General features: G+C 67.6%; 19 protein-coding genes. 6 read left to right on the top strand and 13 right to left on the bottom strand.

Translation table 11 applies throughout. From position 1 onward, the window contains the following. Nucleotides 1-65 precede the first annotated feature (65 nt). The 4 genes from msrP to ACSQ9I_RS23665 all read right to left on the bottom strand — a co-directional run bounded on the left by msrP (nucleotide 66) and on the right by ACSQ9I_RS23665 (nucleotide 5,410). The gene (gene msrP, locus ACSQ9I_RS23650; RefSeq protein ID WP_436314658.1) at nucleotides 66-1,064 is read right to left on the bottom strand and encodes a protein-methionine-sulfoxide reductase catalytic subunit MsrP; all 999 of its coding nucleotides are present in this window, start codon (nucleotides 1,062-1,064) and stop codon (nucleotides 66-68) included. A gap of 115 nt (nucleotides 1,065-1,179) precedes the next feature. Beyond that, complete coding sequence (ccsB, locus tag ACSQ9I_RS23655) at nucleotides 1,180-2,496, bottom strand: c-type cytochrome biogenesis protein CcsB (protein ID WP_436314659.1); 1,317 nt, start codon at nucleotides 2,494-2,496, stop codon at nucleotides 1,180-1,182. Then, nucleotides 2,493-4,631: a cytochrome c biogenesis protein ResB gene (locus tag ACSQ9I_RS23660; RefSeq protein ID WP_436314660.1), complete on the bottom strand. Its 2,139-nt coding sequence runs from the start codon at nucleotides 4,629-4,631 to the stop codon at nucleotides 2,493-2,495. The genes ccsB and ACSQ9I_RS23660 overlap by 4 nt, the downstream gene beginning before the upstream one ends. A 104-nt stretch (nucleotides 4,632-4,735) precedes the next feature. Further along, nucleotides 4,736-5,410, bottom strand: coding sequence for a c-type cytochrome (locus ACSQ9I_RS23665; RefSeq protein ID WP_436293271.1), 675 nt, complete (start codon nucleotides 5,408-5,410; stop codon nucleotides 4,736-4,738). A gap of 70 nt (nucleotides 5,411-5,480) precedes the next feature. Between ACSQ9I_RS23665 and yihA the strand changes: the two genes are divergently transcribed. Continuing rightward, nucleotides 5,481-6,221, top strand: coding sequence for a ribosome biogenesis GTP-binding protein YihA/YsxC (gene yihA / locus ACSQ9I_RS23670; protein ID WP_436314661.1), 741 nt, complete (start codon nucleotides 5,481-5,483; stop codon nucleotides 6,219-6,221). Next, nucleotides 6,218-7,129: an alpha/beta fold hydrolase gene (locus tag ACSQ9I_RS23675; RefSeq protein WP_093105559.1), complete on the top strand. Its 912-nt coding sequence runs from the start codon at nucleotides 6,218-6,220 to the stop codon at nucleotides 7,127-7,129. Before yihA ends, ACSQ9I_RS23675 begins: the two co-directional genes overlap by 4 nt. 161 nt (nucleotides 7,130-7,290) lie before the next feature. Here ACSQ9I_RS23675 and ACSQ9I_RS23680 read toward each other — a convergent pair whose 3' ends face one another. Beyond that, nucleotides 7,291-8,175, bottom strand: a complete 885-nt coding sequence (locus tag ACSQ9I_RS23680; protein ID WP_436293270.1) for a lysophospholipid acyltransferase family protein — start codon at nucleotides 8,173-8,175, stop codon at nucleotides 7,291-7,293. Then, on the bottom strand, nucleotides 8,172-9,062 hold the full coding sequence (locus tag ACSQ9I_RS23685) for a lysophospholipid acyltransferase family protein (protein ID WP_436314662.1): 891 nt from the start codon (nucleotides 9,060-9,062) through the stop codon (nucleotides 8,172-8,174). Before ACSQ9I_RS23685 ends, ACSQ9I_RS23680 begins: the two co-directional genes overlap by 4 nt. A gap of 184 nt (nucleotides 9,063-9,246) precedes the next feature. On the opposite strand from ACSQ9I_RS23685, the gene metK reads away from it, so the two are divergent. After that, a complete protein-coding gene (gene metK / locus ACSQ9I_RS23690; RefSeq protein ID WP_093105552.1) occupies nucleotides 9,247-10,428 on the top strand; it encodes a methionine adenosyltransferase in 1,182 nt (393 codons plus the stop codon). A gap of 3 nt (nucleotides 10,429-10,431) precedes the next feature. On the opposite strand, the gene ACSQ9I_RS23695 is transcribed toward metK, so the two are convergent. The 5 genes from ACSQ9I_RS23695 to ACSQ9I_RS23715 form a co-directional block, all read right to left on the bottom strand. Then, nucleotides 10,432-11,064: a phosphoribosyltransferase gene (locus ACSQ9I_RS23695; protein ID WP_436314663.1), complete on the bottom strand. Its 633-nt coding sequence runs from the start codon at nucleotides 11,062-11,064 to the stop codon at nucleotides 10,432-10,434. Next, nucleotides 11,065-13,182: a TonB-dependent receptor family protein gene (locus ACSQ9I_RS23700; protein ID WP_436314664.1), complete on the bottom strand. Its 2,118-nt coding sequence runs from the start codon at nucleotides 13,180-13,182 to the stop codon at nucleotides 11,065-11,067. It abuts the gene before it with no gap. 74 nt (nucleotides 13,183-13,256) lie between these two features. Further along, complete coding sequence (locus tag ACSQ9I_RS23705; protein WP_436314665.1) at nucleotides 13,257-13,457, bottom strand: hypothetical protein; 201 nt, start codon at nucleotides 13,455-13,457, stop codon at nucleotides 13,257-13,259. Beyond that, nucleotides 13,454-14,644 carry a PepSY-associated TM helix domain-containing protein gene (locus ACSQ9I_RS23710; protein WP_436314666.1) on the bottom strand — a complete coding sequence of 397 codons (1,191 nt, stop codon included), beginning with the start codon at nucleotides 14,642-14,644 and terminating at the stop codon, nucleotides 13,454-13,456. The genes ACSQ9I_RS23705 and ACSQ9I_RS23710 overlap by 4 nt, the downstream gene beginning before the upstream one ends. 20 nt (nucleotides 14,645-14,664) lie before the next feature. Continuing rightward, nucleotides 14,665-16,707: a TonB-dependent siderophore receptor gene (locus ACSQ9I_RS23715; protein WP_436314667.1), complete on the bottom strand. Its 2,043-nt coding sequence runs from the start codon at nucleotides 16,705-16,707 to the stop codon at nucleotides 14,665-14,667. Between the two features lie 188 nt (nucleotides 16,708-16,895). Here ACSQ9I_RS23715 and ACSQ9I_RS23720 point away from each other — a divergent pair, with 188 nt between their 5' ends. Both ACSQ9I_RS23720 and ACSQ9I_RS23725 read left to right on the top strand, forming a co-directional pair. Then, nucleotides 16,896-18,479, top strand: coding sequence for a phospholipase D family protein (locus tag ACSQ9I_RS23720; protein ID WP_436314668.1), 1,584 nt, complete (start codon nucleotides 16,896-16,898; stop codon nucleotides 18,477-18,479). Between the two features lie 62 nt (nucleotides 18,480-18,541). Further along, a complete protein-coding gene (locus ACSQ9I_RS23725; protein ID WP_436314669.1) occupies nucleotides 18,542-20,005 on the top strand; it encodes a methyl-accepting chemotaxis protein in 1,464 nt (487 codons plus the stop codon). On the opposite strand, the gene ACSQ9I_RS23730 is transcribed toward ACSQ9I_RS23725, so the two are convergent. Next, complete coding sequence (locus tag ACSQ9I_RS23730; protein WP_436314670.1) at nucleotides 19,965-20,474, bottom strand: Lrp/AsnC family transcriptional regulator; 510 nt, start codon at nucleotides 20,472-20,474, stop codon at nucleotides 19,965-19,967. The genes ACSQ9I_RS23725 and ACSQ9I_RS23730 overlap by 41 nt on opposite strands. A gap of 128 nt (nucleotides 20,475-20,602) precedes the next feature. On the opposite strand from ACSQ9I_RS23730, the gene ACSQ9I_RS23735 reads away from it, so the two are divergent. After that, nucleotides 20,603-21,619: a 1-aminocyclopropane-1-carboxylate deaminase gene (locus ACSQ9I_RS23735; protein WP_093105533.1), complete on the top strand. Its 1,017-nt coding sequence runs from the start codon at nucleotides 20,603-20,605 to the stop codon at nucleotides 21,617-21,619. A 4-nt stretch (nucleotides 21,620-21,623) separates the two neighbouring features. On the opposite strand, the gene ACSQ9I_RS23740 is transcribed toward ACSQ9I_RS23735, so the two are convergent. After that, on the bottom strand, nucleotides 21,624-22,601 hold the full coding sequence (locus ACSQ9I_RS23740) for a Bug family tripartite tricarboxylate transporter substrate binding protein (RefSeq protein ID WP_436314671.1): 978 nt from the start codon (nucleotides 22,599-22,601) through the stop codon (nucleotides 21,624-21,626). Nucleotides 22,602-22,608 lie beyond the last annotated feature (7 nt).

A 22,608-nucleotide genomic window follows, 5' to 3' on the forward strand; every position in this document is an offset into this window, starting at 1 on the left:
AGGCGGCTTGCGCCCCCTTCGGGGGCAGCGAGGACACGTCAGTGCCGAGCATGGGAGCAGCCATTTCAATAGAACTTCTTGAGGTCCATGCCAGCATAGAGCTGGCCGACCTGGGGCTCGTAGCCGTTGAAGATCTGCGTCTTGTGGCGCTTGGCGAACAAGCCCCCGCCGTCGCCGATGCGCCGCTCGGTCGCCTGGCTCCAGCGCGGATGATCGACGTTCGGGTTCACGTTCGAATAGAAGCCGTATTCCTGCGCCGCGGCCTTGTTCCAGGCCGTGCCGGGCTCCTTCTCGACAAAGCGGATCTTGACGATCGACTTGCCGCTCTTGAAGCCGTATTTCCAGGGCACGACGATGCGAACCGGCGCGCCGTTCTGGTTGGGCAGCACTTCGCCGTACATGCCGAAAGTCAGCAGCGTGAGCGGGTGCATTGCTTCGTCCATGCGCAAGCCCTCGACGTAGGGCCAGTCGAGCACGCGCGAGCCGACGAAGGGCATGGTCTTGGGATCGGCCAGCGTGACGAATTCCACGTACCTGGCGTTGCCCTGCGGCTCGACCTTCTTGATGAGTTCGGCCAGCGAGTAACCGACCCACGGAATCACCATCGACCAGCCTTCGACGCAGCGCAAGCGGTAGATGCGTTCTTCCTGCGCGCTGAGCTTGATCAGGTCCTCGATGTCGTACTTGCCCGGCTTCTTGACCAGGCCTTCGACCTCGACGGTCCAGGGCCGGGTCTTCAGGGTGCCGGCGTTCTTGGCCGGATCTGCCTTGTCGGTGCCGAACTCGTAGTAGTTGTTGTAGCTCGTGGCGTCCTTGTAGTCGGTGAGCTTTTCCATGGTCTGCGCACCCGGCACCGCCGACTTCGCGCCCTTCAGCGCCGCCAGCTTGCCCGGCGCGGTGGCCTGCGCCAGGGCGTCGCGCGCGGCCCACGAGGCCAGGGCCGCTCCGGCGACGCCGCTCGCCAGCAGCTTGAGCATGTCGCGCCGCCCTTCGTAGACGCTGCGCGGCGTGATCTCGCTGGAATGCGGGTGAATGAAGCCCTTGTCGCGGGAGTGAATCAACATGGATCGCCTTTCGCCTGGATGGTTGTGCTTGAGGGAGTTCGTTCCCAATGCTGATTCGGTTACGCGCCAGGCGTTCATCCGGTTTCACTTCACCGCGAAAACCCGCCGGCCGCTCCTACAAGGTGCCGTAGCTGTGCAATCCGCTCAAGAACATGTTGACCCCCAGGAAGGCGAAGGTCGTCACCGCCAGCCCGCCCAGCGCCCACCAGGCTGCCACCGTGCCTCGCAGGCCCTTGACCAGCCGCATATGCAGCCAGGCCGCGTAGTTGAGCCAGACGATCAGCGCCCAGGTTTCCTTCGGGTCCCAGCTCCAGTAGCCGCCCCAGGCGTCGGCCGCCCACAGGGCGCCGAGCACGGTGGCGATGGTGAAGAAGGCAAAGCCGACCGTGATGGACTTGTACATCACGTCGTCCAACACCTCGTTGGCCGGCAGCCGCGCGGCGATGCGCTTGCGGCCCAGCAGGATGCCGGCGGCGATCAATGCCGAGATGGCCGCATAGGCGAACCAGTAGCTGCCGCCGGCTTCCTGCACGCGCTGGCGGAACGCCACGGGCACGAAGCACAGCGCCACGCCAAGCAGCCACATCGGCGTGAGCTTGTACCAGCGGGTCTCCTGCGCCTGCTCCTTGATGAGGTAGGCGAAGGCCACCATCGCCGCCAGCGCAAAGGTACCGTAGCCGATGAAATTGGCCGGCACATGCAGCTTCATCCACCAGCTCTGCAAAGCCGGCACCAGCGGCTGGATTTCGTGGGCTTCACGCACCAGCGTGTACCAGAGCAGGAAGCCGACCGCGGCGCTGACCACCAGCATCACGAAGGCACCCAAGGCCCGCGTGCCGTAGCGCGATTCGAAGTAGAGATAGAAGGTCGCCGTCAGCCAGCAGAACAGCACGAACACCTCGTAGAGATTGCTGACCGGGATATGGCCGATGTCCGGCCCGAGCTGGTGGCTTTCGTACCAGCGCACCATGGAGCCAATCAGCGCCATCGTGACGGCCGCCCATGCGAGGCGCGAGCCGATGAGGTCCATGGTGTCGGCCTGCTTGGCCGCAAAGAAGCCGATCCAGTAGAACAACGTGCTCATGAAGAAGAGCACGCTCATCCACAGGATGGCCGACTGGCTGGACAGGAAGTACTTGAGCCAGAACACCGTGTCGGCACGCGCCAGGTCGCCCTGGTAGGAGGCGATGCCCAGCAGCGCGGCTGCCGCCACCACGATCGCCAGCATGCGCAGCGGCCGCCAGAACCAGCCGAGCCAGATGGCGGCGGGCATCGCCGCCAGCAGGATGATCTTCTCGTAGATGTCCATCGCGCCGGCATAGCGCGAGAACGCGAACAGTCCGCCGGCCAGCACCAGCGCGGCAAACACCCAGTCGAAGGCGTTGCGGCGCGAAAGCCAGCCGTCGTTCAGTGTGAGGGTGGTGGTGCTCATGGGGCGGTGTCTTTCCTGCTGGCGAGCAGCTTGTCTTTGAGACGCTCGAATTCGCGATCGCTGTCGATGGTCTTGCGGTTGACCGAAAAAGCCATGGTGGCCGCCGTGCCACTGGCGCTCGCGTCCTTGGCGAGCCACACCCACAGCCTGCGCTCGCGCACGTACAGCATCGCAAAAATGCCCACGATCAGCAACAGGCAACCCAGATAGACCACGTTCTTGCCCGGCGCGCGAGCGACCTGGAACACGCTGGCCTGCACCTGCTTGAAGTCGGTCATCATCATCGCCACCGGCGCGGGGTAGAAATACGCGTCGCTGATGGCGAGCACCGCCTGGGTCAGGAAGGCTTGCGACTTCTCGTCGGCCGGCAAGGCCGCCAACCCCGCCTTCTCGCGGCTCAGATTAAGCACCTCGAACAGCACGTCGTTGAGGATGCGCACCAGCACCGCGCCGGCGCGCTCCCGGTCGGCCTCGGGCACGTTCGCCTCCATGAATTCGGCGATCGCCTGCCAGCCTCCGGCGCTCACCGCGTCGGCCTTGGCCCGCTCGGTGCCCGCGAACAGCGCCAGCGCGCGGCCGGCCGAGATGCGCAGCTGCTCGGCCAGCTCGGGCCGCTTGGAATCGGCCGCGCGCGCGATGTAGCGCTCGATGGCGCGCGTGCGCGTGTCGGCATCGGCCAACGCGGCGCGCATGCGCACGAAGCCGTCCATCGAGCCCTGGTCGTCGGCCGGTACGCGCAAATAGCGGAAGGGCTCCTCCGGCCGCTCGCGCATGCCGAGCAAAAAGACCGGCTGGCCGTCGCCGGTATCGACCGGCACCATGTAGTTCTGGTACTCGCGCGCCTGCCCCGCGGCGTCGCGCAGCTTGTAGCCGATGCTCGGGCCGATGTTGCGCAGCACCTTGGGCTTGTTGGTCTTGTTGGCCGCGCCCAGGCGCGATTCGATGCCGCTCGTCAGGTCGACCTTGCGCACGTCGGCGCCGCTGGTCATCGCACCGCCGGCGCTCTCGCCGAAGTTCTCGACGTTGATCACGCGCAGCGCCGTGTACTCGAGCGTCAGCCGGTCGGTGCCGTTGGTGATCTCCGAGCTGTTGCCGATGATGCCCTCCACTTCGAAAGGCTTGGCCGCAGCCGCCATCGGCACCGCCTTGAGCTTCACGCTGGAGCCGCCGTCGTCGAAACTCGACTGGTAGATCTCGATGCCCTTGTAGCTGGCCGGGTGGTTCACCTCGATGCGCGCCGGCACCTGCGCGCCGGTCTCGCGATCGTGCAGCACCACTTCGCTCGCGAACAGCTTGGGCATGCCGGTCGAGTAATAGTCGACGATGAATTTCTTGAGCTCGATCGAGAACGGAAGGTCCTGCAGCAGCACACCGTCGGCCTGGTTCAGGATCGCGACGCTGCCCTGCCCGCCTTCGGGCACCAGGATGTTGCCGCGGAAGGTCGGGTTGCTGGGCGACAGGCGGTGCCGTGGCGCAACGTCCGCGATCAGGCCGCCGCCGGTGTAGACGCTCTTGCCGTTGAACCAGGTCTGGGCGCGCACGATCAGGTCGCCGTCGAGCAGGCCGCCGAGGCATACCAGCACGATCGCACTGTGCGCCGCGATGTAGCCGAGCTTGTGGGCGCCGCCCGCGCGCGCGGCCACCATCCAGCCGTCGCCGTCGCGGTGCTGCAGCTTGACCTTCCAGCCGCCGCCCGCCAGCAGCTGGCCGATGCGGTTGGCCGCGGCGTCCGGGCTTTCGTCGAGAACCGTTTCGGCCCGCTGGCCGAAAGCCTTGAGGCTTTGCGCGCGGATGCCTTCCTTGAGAGTCCTCAGGTCCTTGAAGATGTGCGGCGTATTGCGCGCGATGCACAGCGAGGTGCTGATCACCAGGAAAGCCAGGATCAGCAGGAACCACCAGGCGCTGTAGATCGAATCGAGCCTGGCCGCGCGGAACACCTCGGCCCAGAAAGGCCCGAACTGGTTGACGTAGTTGTTGATCGGCTCGTGCTGCTTGAGCACGGTGCCGATGATCGATGCAATGCAGATGACCGTGAGCAGCGCGATCGCGAAGCGCATCGACGACATGAGCTCCACCGCCGCGCGGACCACGTGGGGGCCGCGCCGGACTCGAAGGCCGTGGGTGGAAACCGACATGAAGGGGAATCGTGGAAAGCAAAAAGGCGGGCCATCCTCGCTGGATCGGCCCGCCTTGTTTGGGGTTTGTTATCGGCGGTTAGTTCACGCTTGCGCGCCGGAAATCAACGCAGCCCGGCAATGTAGTCGGCCACGGCCTTGATCTCGCGGTCGTTGAGCTTGGCGGCCACACCGGTCATCTGCGCAGCATTCAGGCGCCCGCCGTCGCGGAACAGGGTGAGCTGCTGCACGATGTAGTCGGCATGCTGGCCACCCAGGCGCGGGTACTGGGCCGGGATGCCGGCACCGTTGGGGCTGTGGCAGCCGGCGCAGGCCGGGATCTGGCGATCGCCCAGGCCGCCGCGGTAGATCTTCTCGCCGAGCGACACCAGGTCCTTCTCCTTCGAGAAACCGGTCTTGACCTTCTTGGAACCGACGAACCAGGCGATGTTGCGCATGTCTTCGTCGGACAGCGCCGAAGCCAGCGGCTTCATGATGGCGCTCTTGCGCTTGCCGGACTTGAAGTCCTGCAACTGCTTGAGGATGTATTCGGGGTGCTGCTGCGCCAGCTTGGGATTGGCCGGGATGGCCGAGTTGCCGTCCGCGTTGTGGCACGAGGCGCAGCTTTGGCTGTTGGCCGGCGCGGCATTGAAGATGGTGTCGCCCTTGGCGGGATCGGGCTTGGGCGCCTTGGCAGGCGCCTCGGCAGCCGGCTTGGCCCCGGGCTCATCGGCCGCGAAGCTGGTACTGGCGGCGGCGCCCATGAGGGCTGCGAGCAGAAAATGAGCGAACAACTTCATAGCGGGGGCTTGGATTTATGGCGCAAAACCGCGCGATTCTACAATGGCGCCCCGTTCCGAAAGCTCACCGATGACCACCCCGCGGCGCCTGCCGGCCACTCCCCCTTCCCGCAAGGCCCCTGTCGTCGATGCCGCGGCCGCCGAACGCATCCGCATCGCACGCGGTTGGCTGCACACTGCGCACTTCCTCACGAGTGCGCCCCAGCTGGAACACCTGCCGGCCTTCGACCTGCCGGAGATTGCCTTCGTCGGGCGCTCGAACGCCGGCAAGTCGACCGCCATCAACACGCTCACCCAGCAGACGCGCCTGGCCTTCGCCTCCAAGACGCCAGGCCGCACCCAGCACATCAACCTGTTCGGCGTCGGCAAGCAGAAGGTCGACGACGCCGTGCTGGCCGACCTGCCCGGCTACGGCTACGCAGCCGTGCCGCGCGAGGCCAAGCTGCGCTGGCAGCGCGTCATGGGCAACTACCTGATGACGCGCGAGAACCTGCGCGGCGTGGTGCTGATGTGCGACCCGCGCCACGGCCTCACCGAGCTCGACGACATCCTGCTGGAAGTCATCCGCCCCCGGGTCGAGCAAGGCCTCAAGTTCCTGGTGCTCCTGACCAAGGCCGACAAGCTCACGCGCTCCGAAGGCGCCAAGGCGCTGTCGATTGCGCGACTGCAGGCCGGCGGCGGCGAGGTCAAACTGTTCTCGGCCTTGAAGCAACAGGGAGTCGACGAGGCGGCCGAACTGCTGTGGCGCTGGGCCCATCCGCAGAACGAGCAGCCCGCAGAACCGACAGAAGAAGGAGACAACGAGCCATGATCGAAACCTTTGCGCGCGCGCTGCCCAACGGCACCACGCTCAGCTGCCGCGCCGCGGGCGCACCCGGCCGCCCCCTGATGGTGTTCCTGCACGGCTTTCCCGAGGCCGCCTTCATCTGGGACGAGCTGCTCGAATACTTCGCGAGCCCCGAGCACGGCGGCTACCGCTGCGTGGCGCCGAACCTGCGCGGCTTCGAGAAATCGAGCTCGCCCACCGAGGTATCGGCCTACCGCGCGCACCTGCTGGTGCAGGACATCGAGCAGCTCGCCCAAAGCGAAAACGCGGACGGCCGCATCGAGGCCCTGGTGGCGCACGACTGGGGCGGCGCCTTCGGCTGGGGCTATGCCAACCAGCACCCGGACAAGCTCGGCCGCCTGGTCATCATCAATTCGCCGCATCCGGGCACCTTCACGCGCGAGCTGCTGAACAATCCCGCGCAGCAGGCCGCGAGCGCCTACATGAACTTCCTCGCGCGGCCCGATGCCGAAGCGCTGCTTTCTGCCGACGACTACAAGCGCATGTGGCTCTCCTTCACGCAGATGAAGGCCGGTGCCGACGGTTTCGGCTGGCTGACCGAAGAAGTCAAGAACAAGTACCGCGAGGTGTGGGACGCGGGCCTCACCGGCGCCTGCAACCTCTATCGCGTCACGCCGATGAAGCCGGCCTTGCCCGGCAAGCCGTCCGAGATTCCGACGCTGCCACGTGAGCGCCTCGTTGTGGAGGTGCCCACTTTCGTCTTCTGGGCACTCGATGACGCCGCGCTATTGCCGGGACTGCTCGAAGGACTCGAAGAGTACGTGCCGAAGCTCGAGATCAAGAAGGTGCCCGGCGCCACGCACTGGATCGTGCACGAGCAGCCGCAGTACGTCGCGAGCGAGATCGAGGCCTTCCTGCAGCGCAATCAATAGACTGCGGCCGCCGCCGGGCCGCCCCAAGGCGGGCCGCGCCCCGAGTCGCCGCCAGAGGCAGCACCCCTTCAGCCCGTCCAAGCCTGCGCAGGCAGGCTTGGAGCCGCGGGCTTCAGCCCCTCGGGGGGTGGCGAAGCACACGAAGTGGCAAGCCGGGGGGTTCAGTACACCGGCGCCGCACCATCCGGCCGCGTCTTGAAGCGGCGGTGCACCCAGTAGTACTGCGAGGGCATCGTGTCGATGTAGCCTTGCAGGCGCTCGTTCATCAAGGCGGTGTCGGCCACCACGTCCTCGCTCGGGAAGTCCTGCCAGGCCGGCAGCACCTCGATCTCGTAGCCGTCCCTGGTGAGCTTCGAGACCACCGGCACGACCTTGGCCCGGCCCAGGCGGGCGAAGCGCGACAGCGAGGGCACAGTGGAGGCCGGCACGCCGTAGAAGGGCACGAAGACCGTCTGGTCGCGGCCGAAGTCCATGTCGGGCAGCAGGTACAGCAAGCCGCCCTTGCGCAGCCCGGCCACGATCGGCTTGATGCCGTCGACCCGGTTCAGCGCGACCACGTTGCCGAAGCGTTTGCGCCCCTCGCGAATCCACTCGTCCACCATCGGATCGCGCTGCGTGGTGTAGATGGTGGTCGAGGGCCGGGCCGTGTGCATGGTCAACGCCGTGGCCGCCGCATCGAGGCCGTAGAAGTGCGGCGCGAACAGGATCATCGGCTCGCTCCCGTTGGCGATCTCGTCGATCTCCCGGGCCGATCCCTTCACCGTGAGCCGGGCGGCCACCGTTGCTTCCGGCGCATGCCAGAGCCAGCTGCGGTCGAGCCAGGACTGCGCCACATAGACGAAGGTTTCGCGTGCGATGCGGCGTCGCTCCTCGGGCGACTTGTCCGGGAAGCACAGCGCGAGGTTGGTATCGACCACGCGCCGGCGCCGCGCTGCGACGGTATGCAGCACCCGGCCCAGAAAAGCGCCGAAGCCCCGCGCCAGAGGCAGCGGCACATGGGCCAGCGTGCGCATGAAGCCGATGCCGAGCTGGGACGACAGGCTCATGGTGCCGCCTCCACTGCCGCCCCCGGTGCCGCCTCGCCGCGCGGCTGCTTGTAGCGCGCATAGTCCCAGACGTACTGGCCCGGCAGCCGGCGGATGAGCCGTTCGATGCCTTCGTTCATGGCGGTGGCGGCGGCTTCGGGCGTGGCCTTCGGATCGTTCAGCGCGGTGCCATCGAAGGCTTCGATGCGGATCGCATAGCCCGCGCCCCGCGGCAGCCGCTCGCAGACGGCAAGGAACACGCGCGAACCGGTCTGCTGCGCGAGACGCGGCAGCAAGGTCATCGTGTAGGCGGGCCGGCCGAAGAAAGGCGCCCACACGCCCTGCCCCAGCGGCGGCACCTGGTCCGGCAGGATGCCGGTGTAGCCGCCGGCGCGCAGCGTGCGCATCAACCCGCGCACCCCGCCAACGCTGGTCGGCAGCGTCTGCAGACCGCGCCGGTCGCGCGAACCGGCGATCAGTTCGGCCATCCATTTCTTGCGGGCCGGCCTGAACAAGGCCGTGATCGGCCCGTAGGCATCGACGAAGCGTTCGCCGACCGCCTGCCCCAGGGTCTCCCAGCTGCCGATGTGCGGCGAGACCAGGATCACGCCCTTGCGCGCGGCCAATGCGGCCTCCAATTCGGCGACGCCATCCCACCGGACGATGCGCGGCAGCACGCTCTCGCCCTGCGGCCGCGCCCACAGCCACGGCAACTCGGCCGCCATGGCGCCTGCCGCGGCAATGGCAGGCCGGTATTGCGCAGGGCTGAAGCCGGCGCTCTCGGCGTTTTCCTTGAAGCGCTTTCGGTAGGTCGGCGCCAGCCACCAGACCAGCCAGCCCAGCCAGCCGCCGACCGCATGCATCAAGGGCAGCGGCACACGGGCGAGCAATCGAAACAAAGCAATCATCGACACGGAGGGGGGGTGAAAACCAGGACGCGCGCGCAGGGTAACGCGGCTCGAATAGAATGCAAATTGTCGCTGAGTTATGGAACTACTTGCAGGGCGACGTTAAACATCACTGCTAAAGCGTTCGCCAAAGCTCCTGATGGGTTGGCAACGCGCCAATTCACTTGCATGGAGTTTTACCGAAATGGCGAACGACTTTCTCTTCACTTCCGAATCGGTTTCCGAAGGCCACCCCGACAAGGTGGCGGACCAGATTTCGGACGCAATTCTGGACGCGATCTTCGCGCAGGACCCGCGCAGCCGCGTGGCCGCCGAGACGCTGACCAACACCGGCCTCGTGGTGCTTGCCGGCGAGATCACGACCAATGCGCACGTCGACTACATCCAGGTGGCGCGCGACACCATCAAGCGCATCGGCTACGACAACACCGACTACGGCATCGACTACAAGGGTTGCGCCGTGATGGTCTGCTATGACAAGCAGTCCAACGACATCGCGCAGGGCGTGGACCATGCGAGCGACGACCACCTCAACACCGGTGCCGGCGACCAGGGCCTGATGTTCGGCTATGCCTGCGACGAAACGCCCGAGCTGATGCCCGCGCCGATCTACTACGCCCACCGCCTGGTGGAGCGCCAGGCCCAGTTGCGCAAGGACGGCCGCCTGCCCTTCCTGCGCCCGGACGCCAAGAGCCAGGTCACGATGCGCTACGTGGACGGCAAGCCGCACAGCATCGACACCGTCGTGCTCTCCACGCAGCACCACCCCGACCAGAGCGAAACGCCGACCAAGATGAAGGGCAGCTTCATCGAGGCCGTGATCGAGGAGATCATCAAGCCGGTGCTCCCCAAGGAGTGGTTGAAGGAAACCAAGTACCTGATCAACCCGACCGGCCGCTTCGTCATCGGCGGCCCGCAGGGCGACTGCGGCCTCACGGGCCGCAAGATCATCGTCGACACCTACGGCGGCGCCTGCCCGCACGGCGGCGGCGCGTTCTCGGGCAAGGACCCGAGCAAGGTGGACCGCTCGGCCGCCTACGCGGCGCGCTACGTGGCCAAGAACATCGTCGCCGCCGGCCTCGCGCGCCAGTGCCAGATCCAGGTCGCCTATGCGATCGGCGTGGCCAAGCCGATGAACGTGACGGTCTACACCGAAGGCACGGGCGTGATCTCCGACGAGAAGATCGCCGCGCTGGTGCAGGAGCACTTCGACCTGCGCCCCAAGGGCATCATCCAGATGCTCGACCTGCTGCGCCCGATCTACGGCAAGACCGCTGCCTACGGCCACTTCGGCCGCGAAGAGCCCGAGTTCACCTGGGAGAACACGAGCCAGGCAGCGGCGCTGCGCGCGGCCGCCGGACTCTGAGCGTCAGCGCCGCTGGCGCAGCAGTTCTCGAACCTCTTCGTCGCTGGTCTGCGCGAAGTCCGCATACCAGAGGCCGACCGCCCGGAAATGCTCGGGCGTGAACACGCTCAGCACCTCGTCGGCCACGGTGCTCAGCAACTGGACCGCCTCGCGCGAGGCCACCGGCACCGCCACGATGATGCGCTGCGGCGCTGCGGCACGGGCCGCCAGCACGGCTGCATGCATGGTGGCGCCGGTGGCGAGGCCGTCGTCGACCAGGATGACGACATGCCCCGCGAGTGCGAGCGGCGCGCGCTGGCCGCGGTAGAGCTGCTCGCGCCGTGCCAGCTCTTCCGTTTCGCGCGCGACCACAGCTTCCATGGCCCGCTCCGACACCGGCCAGAAGCCGGGCAGCTCCGACATCACGCGCACGCCGCCCGATGCGATGGCGCCCATCGCGAATTCTTCCTGGCCCGGAAAGCCGAGCTTGCGCACCACCAGCACATCGAGCGGCGCGTGCAGGAAATGCGCAACCTCCCAGGCCACCGGCACGCCGCCGCGCGGCAGCGCGAGCACGACGACATCGGGGCGCCCGCGCCACGCGTCCAGTGCCTTGGCGAGCTTGCGGCCCGCATCGCGTCGGTCCCTGAAATCCATTCAGAAACGATACGCCGCTCCCATGCCGATCGTCCAGTTGCGGCCCGGGGAGGGTTCGAAATAGCGCATGTTCGACTCGTTGACGATCACCGAGCCGATGTAGCGCCGGTCGAAGACGTTGTTCACGCGCGCGAAGGCGTTGAACTCCCAACGCTCCCAGCGCTTGAGGTAGCCCGCATAGAGCGCCACCACCGCGTAGCCGGGTGCTGCAGCGTCGTTGCGGTCGTTGGCCTGGATGCGCCCAAGTGCGCGCAGCTCGGTACCGGCGCGCCAGCCTTCGGGCGGCACCCAGCCGAAGGACGCGAAAAGCGCATGCGCCGCGATCCCAGGGATGCGGTTGCCCGCCGGCACCGTGCTGATCGCGCTGCAAGGCGTCGGCGAGCAGAAGCCGTCGCGGTAGCGCGCATCGAGCCAGGTGTAGGCGAGCTGCGTGCGCCAATGGTTCGCCGTCTCGTGCTGCCAGGAGAGCTCGAAGCCGTCGCGCTGGGTGCGGCCGGCGTTCTGAAAGGTGGCGCGGCCGCCGAAGTTGGTGTTGGTCACGATCTCATCGCGCGTCCGTGTCTGGAACAGCGCCGCTGTGAGCAGGCCGCCACCCAGGCGCGCCTTGGCGCCGACCTCGACGCTGGTGTTCACCGAAGGCTGCAGAGCGAAGTTGAGCCCGCCGATGCCGTCCGCGCGGTAGGAGAGCTCGTTGAGCGTCGGCGTCTCGAAGCCGCGGCCGACGGAGGCGTAGAGCGCCAGATCGGGCGTGGCCTCGTAGCGCAGCGAAGCCACCGGCAGGGTCTTGCGGTAGCGCGCGCTGCCGCTGTCGTCGCGGTTCGGGCCGACGATGTAGAGATCGTGCGAGGAGAAGCGCACGTTGCTGCGTCGCACGCCGGCTTCGAGCGTCCATCGATCGGCGACGCGCCAGCTGCCCTGCACGTAGGGATCGAGGTTGCGCACCTCGTTGCGCTCGTTGCGGCGCAAGCGGCCCAGCACGCCCAGGGCCAGTGGTGCACTGGACCGGCCGACGAAGTTCTCCCAGCCGCGGCGGCGCTCGCGCAGGCCGTCGTAGGCCAGGCCGGCGACCAGGTCGAAGGGCCTATCGGCCAGCTGCAGCCTGGCGCTCCAGCGCAGGTCCACGCCGCCGTAGTCGCGCGCCAGGTCGATCACGCCGCCGGCATGCAGCGGGTTCTGCTGCACGAAGGTCGGGATCGCCTGGAACTGGACGGTGCTGCGCTGGCCGCCGTAGACCATCAGGCGCAGCGTGTTCGCGGCATCGATGCGGCGCTCGTAGCTCAGGCCGAGCTGCTGCTGGTCCACGGTCTTGCGCGTATCGAACTGCGTGGCGACCGGATCGACGCCGCGCGGGTTCAGCGCGTACTGGCTGGCCGACAGCCCCAGGGGGTCCTGCGCATAAAGATGCACGCTGTTGAAGACCAGCGTGAGCTTGCTGCCGTCGTCGAGCCGGAAGCCCAGCTTGCCGTTCTGGATCTCGCGATCCGCCGCGCTGTGCTCGCGCCAGCCGTCGGTGTGGAAGCGGCTGGCGCTCAGCAGGTAGTCGATAGCGCCCGAGGAACCGCTGAGCTTGCTGCCGACGCGCGCAGTGCCGAAGCTGCCACCGGCCAGTGAGAAGCCGAGCAGCGGCGGCCCCTGCCCGTCCTCGGTGAAGACCTGCACCACGCCGCCGGAGGAATTGCCGTAGAGCGCCGAGAAAGGCCCGCGCAGGATCTCGACACGGTCGGCCGAGCCGATGTCGATGTTGGAGGTCTGGCCCTGGCCGTCGGGCAGCGTGGCCGGGATGCCGTCGACATAGAGCCGCACGCCGCGCACGCCGAAGGTGGAGCGCGCGCCGAAGCCGCGTATCGACAGCTGCAGATCCTGCGCGTAGTTCTGGCGGTTCTGGATCTGCAGCCCGGGCACGCTACCCAGGCCTTCGGACAGGTTCACCTGCAGGCGTGCGTCGCGCATCTCGCTGCCTTCCACGCGGTCGACCGAACCGGGCACATCGAAGGGCCGTGCCGCGCCGCGCGGCGTGGAGACCGTGATCTCGCGCAGCGTGGGTGCGGACTCGGCATCCTGCGCCGAGGCGGAAGACGCGGCAAGCAGCAGGCAGGCCGTGGCGACGGAGGATTTCATCGCGGCGATTCTGCGGCCAGCCGCCGCGCCGCCACGACGGGCAAGACCCTATGGCGCCGGATCGAGGCCGGGTTCTACGAACGCCGCGGCGGCCGGCGCCAGCCGTACCAGGCGCCCACCGCGCACGGAATGCCGAGCGCCACCCACGCCAGCGCATCGCCGGCACCGCCGTCGCTGAAGAGCGCGGACACCAGCCCGATGCAGGTGAGCACGCCCAGCACGATCGGCCAGCCCCACATGGGCCAGAAGCGAGGGCGCTGATGGTGCTTCGTCATGAGCCCGCCTTCGCCGTCGCCGTCGCCGTGGGCTGCGCCAGCGGAACGGCCGCCTGATGTGCCGCTTCGTCGGCACGCGCTGTGGCCGGCACGGCGTTGCCGCGCTTGAGCCACAGATAGAGCCCGCTGCCCAGCACGATGATGGTCGCGATGTCGAGCAGCGCCCAGAGGATCTGCATCGGCATGCCGCCGTAGTCGCCGAAGTGAAGCGGCTGCGAGACCAGGAGTCCTGTCAGGTACCAGGGCAGCTCGGGGCTGGCCGTGATCGCATTGGTCTTGGCGTCGACCAGCACCGGCTGCAGCAGGCGCGAAGTGAAGGGTTCGCTGCCGCGCAGGAACACGGTGTTGTGATGCGGGCTCGAGAAGGCCGTGCCCGGGAAGGCGATGAAGGAAACCTTGTTGCCCGGCGCACGCTCGAGCGCCACGTCCAGCGAGCGCTGCACCGAGCCGCGCTCGGCCTTCGGCACTTCGGGCTGCCCCTGGTAGGGCGCGAGCAGCGTGCTCAGCTGATCGTACTGCCAGTACTTGATGATCAGGTCGGCCCAGGTGTTGATCATGCCGGTGGCGCCGACCGTGAAGGCCCACACCAGCGTCACGATGCCCAGCAGGTTGTGCAGGTCCAGCCACTTGAGACGCGGCCGGCGCTCGCGCCGCACGGTGCCGAAGTCCAGCTTGCGCATGAAGGGTGAATAGAGCACCACGCCGGAGACGATCGCCACCAGCAGCAGCAAGCCCATGAAGCCGAGGAACAGCTTGCCGGGCAGGCCGGCGAACAGGTCGACGTGCAGCTTGAACATCACGTACATGAAGCCCTCGTCGAACTTGGGCTGCGCCAGCACCTTGGCCGTGCGCGCATCGACCGCAACCGACTTGAAGTCCTCGGTCGGCGCCGGCGTGGGCGTGAGCGTGACGAACCACAGGCCGTCGTCGTCCTCCGGCTGCGAGACGAACTGCACCACGCGCTCCGGATGCAGCGCATGCGCGACCTCGATCACACGGTCCAGGCTTGCGCGCGGCGTGCCGGCGGGCATCTTCGGCGCATCGACCTCGGTGCCCAGCAAGTGGCCGATCTCGTGATGGAAGATCAGCGGCAGCCCCGTGATGCACAAGAGCAGCATGAACACGGTGCAGACCAGGCTGCTCCACTTGTGCACCCAGGCCCAGGTCTTGATTCGTCGGCTGTTCATCGCGGTTTTTTCTCAGGGGTTCAGAAGCGGTAGGTGGCGCTGGCCACCACGTTGCGGCGCGTACCCCACCAGCAGTCGCCGCGCGCGAGGCAGGTGCTGAAGTACTCCTTGTCCGTCGCGTTGTTGATGTTCAGCGCATAGCGCCACTTCGCGGTCTCGTAGGCGAACACGAGGTCCAGCAGCGCGACGCTGGGGATGCGCGGGCCGTAGCCGCCGAAGGAGACATCGCGGAAGGCGCCCATGTAGCGCACGCCCGCGCCGGCCGAGAAGCCCGGCGTGCCAGCGATGGCGAAGCGGTACTTGGCCCAGAGCGCCGCCTGGTGGCGTGGCAGGCCTTCGAGCTGCGGGTCGAGGTCGGTGTAGTTGTAGTGCGCCGTGACATCCAGGTTCGGCGTGATCGAGCCCTTGGCCTCGAGCTCGACGCCGCGCGTCTTGGTCTGGCCGATCTGCGCGTAGACGTTGGGCAGCGGTTGGGCGATCTGGTTCTTCTCGCGCAGGTCGTAGACCGCGGCATTGAAGGCGAGGCTGCGGCCCGCGGGCTCGTACTTGACGCCGACTTCCCACTGCTCGCCGCGCAGCGGCTTGAACACCCGGCCGTCACGCGGCGACTGCGGCGTGAAGGACTCGGCATAGCTCACGTACGGCGACCAGCCCGACGGGAAGGCATACAGCACGCCGAAGCGCTTGCTGGTGGCGCTGTCCCTCGAATCCTCGCTGCCCTCGGCGCCGGCGACGACGCGGTCGTGCCGCAGGCCGGCGATGAAGTTCCAGTTTCCCAGCTTGATCTGGTCCTGCAGGTAGACGCCGGTGGCGCGCTGCGTGGTACGCGGCCGCGCCGTGCGTTCCGGTTCCAGCCGATTGCCGTAGACCGGGGCATAGGCGTCGATCTCGCTGGTGGAGATCCCGCCCCACACGTTCTCGCGATGGCGCTGGTAGTCGGCGCCGACCAGCAGCGTGTGCTTGAGCGCGCCAGTGTCGAAGTGGCTCTCGAGATGGTTGTCCAGCGTGTCGATGCGATTGCGCGTGAGCGAGCTGTCGAGCGAGCGCGACAGGCGCCTCTTGCCGACCGGATCGGCGCCCCAGCCGCCGGTGATGGTGAAGAAGTCGCCCCAGTGGTAGCTGTTGTCGTTCTCGTTTTGCGCGTGGCGGAAGTTCTGGCGGAAAGTGAAGTTCTCGTTGAACTGGTGCTCGAACAGCCAGCCGAAGGTCTTGCGCTCGCTGTCGTAGTAGTCGCCCGGCTCGCCGATGAAGCGGCTGGTCGGCAGGCGCCCGTTCGGGTTCGGGAGGATCGTGCCTTCCCACGGGAAGAATTGCGAGCTCGAGCCGCTCTTGTCCTTCTGGTAGAGGCCCTGCAGCGTGAGCGAGGTCGCCGCGCTCGGGCGCCAGGTCAGCGAGGGCGCGATCAGGCTGCGGTCGTCGGGCACGAAATCGACCTGCGTGTCGGCCTTGCGCTGCACCGCGATCAGCCGGTAGGACCACTGGCCGTCCTCGGTCAGCGGCCCGGTCAGGTCGGCCTGGATCTGCTTTCGGTTCCAGCTGCCGTACTGGATGCCCACTTCGCGCTGGGTTTCGAGCAAGGGTCGCTTGCTCACCATGTTGACGATGCCGGCCGCGGTGCCCGATCCGAACAGCATGCCCGAGGGCCCGCGCAGCACCTCGAGGCGCTCGAGCGTGTAGGGCTCGGTGCGCGTGGTGCTGGTGTAGTAGCCGTAGGCCTGGCGCAGGCCGTCGAGGTAGACGTCGGGATACGCGCCGCGAACGCGAAAAGAATCGGTGCGCGCGTCGAGGCCGTAGGCGTCGGAACGCACGCCGGCCGCGTAGCCCAGCGCATCCTGCAGGTTGGTCGCGCCCTGGTCCACGATCTGGTCGCGCGTGATCACTGTCACCGCCTGCGGCGTTTCGGAAAGCGGCGTGTCGGTCTTGGTCGCCGTGGCGGCGTTCTTCGCGCGATAGCCGATCACCGGGCTGGTGGCGGATTCGGTCTCGGCGCTGGCGTCGACCCGCACCTCCGGCAGAACGGCGCCGCTGCCCGCTTGGGCAAAAACCTGCGATTGCGCAGACACGGCCAGGCATCCGGCCAGGAGCGATGCAGCCTTGCGCCGCGCGGAAAAACTGGAGTTCAAACCCTCATCCCGAAATCTTGTTAAGAGTGATTCGCATTCTATTGGTGAATTAAATAAAAACTCAACAATCCCGTAGACAGGCCGCTCCTTCGAGGCAGGGGTCGCGCGGCTACCATCCGTCCCGCGCCATGCCAGACCTTTTCGCCCGTCTTCTTCCGCTGCTGCGGCGTGCCGCCATGGGCCTGGCATGTCTTGCGGCGGGCTGTGCCGGCCTGCCGCCGCGGGAGTCCCAGCCGCCCGAGCTGGCGATACCCGTCTCCGCGCAGACCGAGCTGGGCCGCATCGTCGCCCCCTTCAACACCCAGCCCGATGAGCTGTCGGCCGTGCGGCCCCTGCCGCAGGCCAGCTTCGCGCTGGACGCCAGGCTCGAACTGATCCGCCGCGCGCAGGCTTCGCTGGACGTGCAGTCCTACCAGCTCGGCAAGGACAAGACCGGCCTCCTGATCCTGCGCGAGCTGCGCGATGCCGCGCGGCGCGGCGTGCGGGTGCGCCTCTTGCTCGACGACTTCTATACGGGCGGGCTCGACCGCCTGCTGCTGGCGCTGGCCGCCGAGCCGAAGGCCGAGGTGCGCCTGTTCAACCCTTTCGTGAACGGGCGCGAGCACACGGCCACGCGCTGGCTGGATTTCTTCACCGACTTCAAGCGGCTCAACCACCGCATGCACAACAAGCTCTTCATCGCGGACGGCGCCATCGCGATCGCGGGCGGGCGCAACCTCGCAGACGAGTACTTCCTGCGCAGCGAAGGCGCGAACTTCATCGACTTCGAGCTGCTGATGGCCGGCCCGGTGGTGCCGCAGTCCGCGCGCATCTTCGACGACTACTGGAACAGCGACGTGGTCTACCCCTTGCAGCGCATGGTGCGCGCGGCCGACCCGACCGAACAACTGGTGGCCGAGTTCGACCTCGCCACCTCGGAGGCCCATGCGCCCTGGCCCGATGCGCCGCCGGAGAGCGACATCCTCAGCGAGCCGCGCCTCGCCGAGCAGCTCGCGCGCGGCGAGCTGCTCTGGATGCGCGCCGAGGCCCAAGCCCTGGCCGACAGCCCGAACAAGGCGCTCGGCACCCGGCCGCCCGGCATGGAGACGCTGGCGCGCCGCTGGTACGCCACGATGGCGACTGCCAAGTCGCAAGTGCTGGTGATCTCGCCCTACTTCATCCCCGGCGACGAGGGCATGGAGCGGATCCGCGCCGCCCGCGCGCGCGGCCTGCGCATCACCATCATCACCAACTCGCTGGCCGACAGCGACGAACCGCTGGTCAACGTCAACTACAACCGCTTTCGCGTCGCGCTGCTTCAGACCGGCGTGGAACTGCTCGAGGTGAGCACGCAGCAGTTGAAGCGCAACACGCAGATCCGCCGCCTGCTGCGCCAGGCCCGCGGCCGCCTGCATGCCAAGCTGGCCCTGATCGACCGCGAGTGGGTGCTGCTCGGCTCGATGAACCTCGATCCGCGCTCCGAGCGGCTCAACACCGAGTTCGGCGTGCGCGTGCACAGCTTCGAGCTCACGCAGGCGCTGCTCTATGCCTACCTGCTGGACGACGTGGAGGGCGTCTACCGCGTGGTCCTCAAGCCCGACGGCCAGAGCGTGCAATGGGTGGGGACCGGCGACGAGACCAACGAGGTGCTCGACGACGAGCCCGATTCGAGCATGCTGACGCGGCTGCAGTTGCTGCTGTTCTCGTGGTTTGTACCGACCGACCAGCTCTAAACAAAGCCCCTTCTCCTGCCGATATTCATCCGTACTCCCTTCACCAACTGCGGAGATCGAAGATGAATACATCGCTCGCCGGGGCCTCGGCCTCGCTGGACCTGGCCAGCCTGAGACGACAGGCCGACTCGTGGATGATGGGCGCGCTGACCCTGGGGTGCCTGATGGCCGCAGGCCTCGGTTTCGTCCAGGGGAGCTTCGGACCGGCGCTGGGCGCCGCTGGCCTGCTCATGGCGGTCGGCCTCGCGCTCCATGCGCTCGCGCGCGGCACCCTGTTGGCGCGCTGCACGTTCCCGGTGCTGCTGATGGCCACCGTGGCGCTGCAGATCCAGCTCGGCATGGGGCGCGTCGAATACCACTTCGGCGTCTTCGTCACGCTGGCCTTTCTCCTCCTTTACCGCGACTGGAAGCCGCTGGTCATCGGCGCCGGCGCGATCGCCGTGCACCACGTGGCCTTCGACCGCCTGCAGGCGCTGGGCTTTCCGGTCTACTGCACGACCGAGCCGGACTTCGCGATCGTGCTGCTGCACGCCGGCTACGTGGTGGTGCAGACCGGCTTCGAGATCCTGATCGGCGAGCGCATGCGCCGCGATGCGGTCCAGGGGCACGAGCTGCACCAGCTGGTCAGTCGGCTGGAACAGGGCGAACGCCTCGCGCTCGACGGCGTGAACATCGAAGCGCGTTCGCCGGCCGCGCGCCTGCTGCAATCGGCGCTGCAACGCATCGCCGGCGCGATCGGGCATGTGGACCAGGCGTCGAGCACCATCGGCACGGCCGCGCTCGAGATCGCAAGCGGGCAGCAGGATTTGTCGAAGCGCACCGAGTCCACCGCCTCCAGCCTGCAGCAGACCTCGGCCTCGATGCACCAGCTCACCGAGACCGTGCAGCAGAACGCCGATGCCGTGCGCCAAGCCCACGCGCTCGTGGGCTCCGCCGCGCAGGCCGCCACGCGCGGCGGCGCGGTGGTGGGCCAGGTGGTCGCCAACATGGACGAGATCACGGCCGCGTCGAAGAAGATCGGCGACATCATCGGCGTGATTGACGGCATCGCCTTCCAGACCAACATCCTCGCGCTCAATGCCGCGGTCGAGGCGGCGCGCGCGGGCGAACAGGGCCGCGGCTTCGCGGTGGTGGCGGCGGAGGTGCGCAACCTCGCGCAGCGCAGCGCGCAGGCCGCGCGCGAGATCAAGGGCCTGATCGGCGACTCGGTGCTGCGCGTGGCCTCGGGCGCTCAGCTGGTCGAGGATGCGGGACGCACGATGGCCGAGATCGTCGCCGCCGTGGAACGCGTGACGGGCCTGATGGCCGAGCTCAATGCCTCCACGGCCGAGCAAAGCGACAGCATCGGCCAGGTGACCCAGGCCATCTCCCAGCTCGACCAGATGACGCAGCAAAACGCCAGCCTGGTCGAGCAATCGGCCGCGGCCTCGCGGTCGCTGCGCGAGCAGGCGACGGGGCTGGCCGAAGTGGTGAAGGTGTTCATGCTCAGGCCAGCGGGATCTGCGTCGTCGACAGCACCTGCTTGATCACAATGAAGGACCGGATCTGCCGCACGCCCGGCAGGTAGAGCAGCTGCTCGGCGTGCAGCCGGTTGAAGCTCTCGCTGTCGGCGGTGCGCACCAGCATGAAGTAGTCGAACTCGCCGGTCACGACGTGGCACTCCATGCAGCCGGAGATCTTCACCGCGGCCTTCTCGAAGTCGCTGAAGGATTCGGGCGTCGAGCGGTCGAGCACCACGCCGATCATCACCAGCATGCCGGCGCCGAGCGCCTGCGGATTCAGGAGCGCGACCGTGGCGCCGATCATTCCCGAGCGCTTCAGACGCTCGACGCGGCGCAGGCAGGCCGGCGGGCTCAGATGGACCTTGGCGGCCAGCGCCACGTTGGAGATCGAGGCATCGCGCTGCAGTGCCCGAAGAATCGATTTGTCGGTGCGATCGAGCAGAGACGCCGCTTCCGGCGTGCTACGAACTTTTGTTGCTTGATTTTTGGCCATCGTGAAATGAAACGCTGACGAACTGATCAGCAGGATGCTCATGGTGCGTTGAAAGCCCAGTTTTCACAACCCTGTGAACCGCACTTCTTCCTACGATGGCCCCATCGCCGCACCCAAGGAGCATCGCCATGAACCTGAGCCGCTACCCCCGTTATCCGCTGACCTTCGGCCCCACGCCGATCCACCCGCTCAAGCGCCTGAGTGCACACCTGGGCGGCAAGGTCGATCTCTATGCCAAGCGCGAGGACTGCAACAGCGGCCTGGCCTTCGGCGGCAACAAGACGCGCAAGCTCGAGTACCTGATTCCCGAGGCGCTGGCCCAGGGCTGCGACACGCTGGTGTCCATCGGCGGCATCCAGTCGAACCAGACGCGCCAGGTCGCCGCCGTGGCCGCGCACCTGGGGCTCAAGTGCGTGCTGGTGCAGGAGAACTGGGTCAACTATTCGGATGCCGTCTACGACCGCGTGGGCAACATCGAGATGTCGCGCATCCTCGGTGCCGATGTGCGCCTGGACGCGGCCGGCTTCGACATCGGCATCCGCCCGAGCTGGGAGCAGGCCATGGACGATGTGCGCAAGGCCGGCGGCAAGCCCTTCCCGATTCCGGCCGGCTGCTCCGAGCATCCTTTCGGCGGGCTGGGCTTCGTCGGCTTCGCCGAAGAGGTGCGCGCACAGGAGGCCGAACTGGGCTTCAAGTTCGACTACATCGTGGTCTGCTCGGTCACCGGCAGCACGCAGGCCGGCATGGTGGTCGGCTTCGCGGCCGACGGCCGCGCAGACCGCGTCATCGGCATCGACGCATCGGCCAAGCCCGAGCAGACGCGGGCGCAGATCCTGCGCATCGCGCGCAGCACCGCCGAGCTCGTCGGGCTGGGCCGCGACATCGCCGAAGAGGACGTGATTCTCGACACGCGCTACGGCGGCCCCGAATACGGGCTTCCCAACGAAGGCACGCTGGAAGCCATCCGTCTCTGCGCGCGGCAGGAAGGCATGCTGACCGACCCGGTGTACGAGGGCAAGTCGATGCACGGAATGATCGACAGGGTGCGCCGTGGAGAGTTCGCACCGGGCTCGAAGGTGCTCTATGCCCACCTGGGCGGCGTGCCGGCGCTCAATGCCTACAGCTTCCTGTTCCGCAACGGCTGAGCGCTCACTCGGGCCGGATGTCGAGCTCGCGCACGGTCCGGCTCCAGCGCTCCACGTCCTTCTGCACCAGCGCACGCGTGTCGGCGACCGAAAGCGCGAGCGGCTTGCCGCCGGCCTTGCGGAAGGTCTCGGTCACTTCCGGCATCGCGATCACGCGTGCGAGTTCGGTTCGCAAGCGCTCCAGAATGGCGGGCGGCGTCTTCGCCGGCGCGAAGACGCCGAACCACGATTCCAGTTCCAGCGGCGCCGCGCCGGTCTGCGCGATGGTCGGGATGTCCGGCTGCGTCGGGATGCGCGCCGCACCGGAAACCGCGAGCGCGCGCACCGTGCCGGCATCGATCTGGGTGCGCGCGGTCGACGAGAGATCGAAGAACAGATCGACGCGGCCGCCGATCAGGTCCTGGTAGGCCGCCTGTGCGCCGCGGTAGGGCACGTGGGTCAGCTCCACGCCCGCCGCATGCCACAGCGCCGCGGCAATCACGTGCTGGCCCGAGCCATTGCCGGCCGATGCGTAGTTGAGCTTCTTCGGGTTGGCCTTGGCGTAGCCGATCACTTCCTTCAGCGTGGCTTGCGGCAGCTCCTTGCGCGCCATCAGCGTGTAGCTGTAGGCCACGGCCAGGCCCAGCGGCTCGAAGTCGCGCAGGCTGTCGTAGGGCAGGTTGCGATACATGCCCATGTTCAAGGCCAGGTTCGATACCGAGCCCAGCAGCAGCGTGTAGCCGTCGGCCGGCGCCTTGGCGACCAGGTCGGTGCCGACGACCGTGCCCGAGCCCGGCCGGTTCTCGACCACCACCGGCTGGCCCAGCTGCTTGCCGAGGCGGTCGGCCAGCGTGCGGGCGACGAAGTCGAAGCCGCCGCCTGCCGGCTGGGGCACGACGATGCGCAGCGGATGGTCGGGGTAGCCGCCCTGCGCGATGGCAGCGCATGCGGTGAAGGCCAGCGCGGCGCCGAGCGCCGCGCGGCGGGTGAGGCAATGGTCCATGGCGCGC

Source organism: Variovorax sp. LjRoot84, from assembly GCF_964254305.1.
Classification (GTDB): Bacteria; Pseudomonadota; Gammaproteobacteria; order Burkholderiales; family Burkholderiaceae_C; genus Variovorax.

What these genes read in the sequence shown, in the direction of transcription:
- msrP (WP_436314658.1), bottom strand. Translation starts at nt 1,064, where the DNA reads ATGTTGATTCACTCCCGCGACAAGGGCTTCATTCACCCGCATTCCAGC.
- ccsB (WP_436314659.1), bottom strand. Translation starts at nt 2,496, where the DNA reads ATGAGCACCACCACCCTCACACTGAACGACGGCTGGCTTTCGCGCCGC.
- ACSQ9I_RS23660 (WP_436314660.1), bottom strand. Translation starts at nt 4,631, where the DNA reads ATGTCGGTTTCCACCCACGGCCTTCGAGTCCGGCGCGGCCCCCACGTG.
- ACSQ9I_RS23665 (WP_436293271.1), bottom strand. Translation starts at nt 5,410, where the DNA reads ATGAAGTTGTTCGCTCATTTTCTGCTCGCAGCCCTCATGGGCGCCGCC.
- yihA (WP_436314661.1), top strand. Translation starts at nt 5,481, where the DNA reads ATGACCACCCCGCGGCGCCTGCCGGCCACTCCCCCTTCCCGCAAGGCC.
- ACSQ9I_RS23675 (WP_093105559.1), top strand. Translation starts at nt 6,218, where the DNA reads ATGATCGAAACCTTTGCGCGCGCGCTGCCCAACGGCACCACGCTCAGC.
- ACSQ9I_RS23680 (WP_436293270.1), bottom strand. Translation starts at nt 8,175, where the DNA reads ATGAGCCTGTCGTCCCAGCTCGGCATCGGCTTCATGCGCACGCTGGCC.
- ACSQ9I_RS23685 (WP_436314662.1), bottom strand. Translation starts at nt 9,062, where the DNA reads ATGATTGCTTTGTTTCGATTGCTCGCCCGTGTGCCGCTGCCCTTGATG.
- metK (WP_093105552.1), top strand. Translation starts at nt 9,247, where the DNA reads ATGGCGAACGACTTTCTCTTCACTTCCGAATCGGTTTCCGAAGGCCAC.
- ACSQ9I_RS23695 (WP_436314663.1), bottom strand. Translation starts at nt 11,064, where the DNA reads ATGGATTTCAGGGACCGACGCGATGCGGGCCGCAAGCTCGCCAAGGCA.
- ACSQ9I_RS23700 (WP_436314664.1), bottom strand. Translation starts at nt 13,182, where the DNA reads ATGAAATCCTCCGTCGCCACGGCCTGCCTGCTGCTTGCCGCGTCTTCC.
- ACSQ9I_RS23705 (WP_436314665.1), bottom strand. Translation starts at nt 13,457, where the DNA reads ATGACGAAGCACCATCAGCGCCCTCGCTTCTGGCCCATGTGGGGCTGG.
- ACSQ9I_RS23710 (WP_436314666.1), bottom strand. Translation starts at nt 14,644, where the DNA reads ATGAACAGCCGACGAATCAAGACCTGGGCCTGGGTGCACAAGTGGAGC.
- ACSQ9I_RS23720 (WP_436314668.1), top strand. Translation starts at nt 16,896, where the DNA reads ATGCCAGACCTTTTCGCCCGTCTTCTTCCGCTGCTGCGGCGTGCCGCC.
- ACSQ9I_RS23725 (WP_436314669.1), top strand. Translation starts at nt 18,542, where the DNA reads ATGAATACATCGCTCGCCGGGGCCTCGGCCTCGCTGGACCTGGCCAGC.
- ACSQ9I_RS23730 (WP_436314670.1), bottom strand. Translation starts at nt 20,474, where the DNA reads ATGGCCAAAAATCAAGCAACAAAAGTTCGTAGCACGCCGGAAGCGGCG.
- ACSQ9I_RS23735 (WP_093105533.1), top strand. Translation starts at nt 20,603, where the DNA reads ATGAACCTGAGCCGCTACCCCCGTTATCCGCTGACCTTCGGCCCCACG.
- ACSQ9I_RS23740 (WP_436314671.1), bottom strand. Translation starts at nt 22,601, where the DNA reads ATGGACCATTGCCTCACCCGCCGCGCGGCGCTCGGCGCCGCGCTGGCC.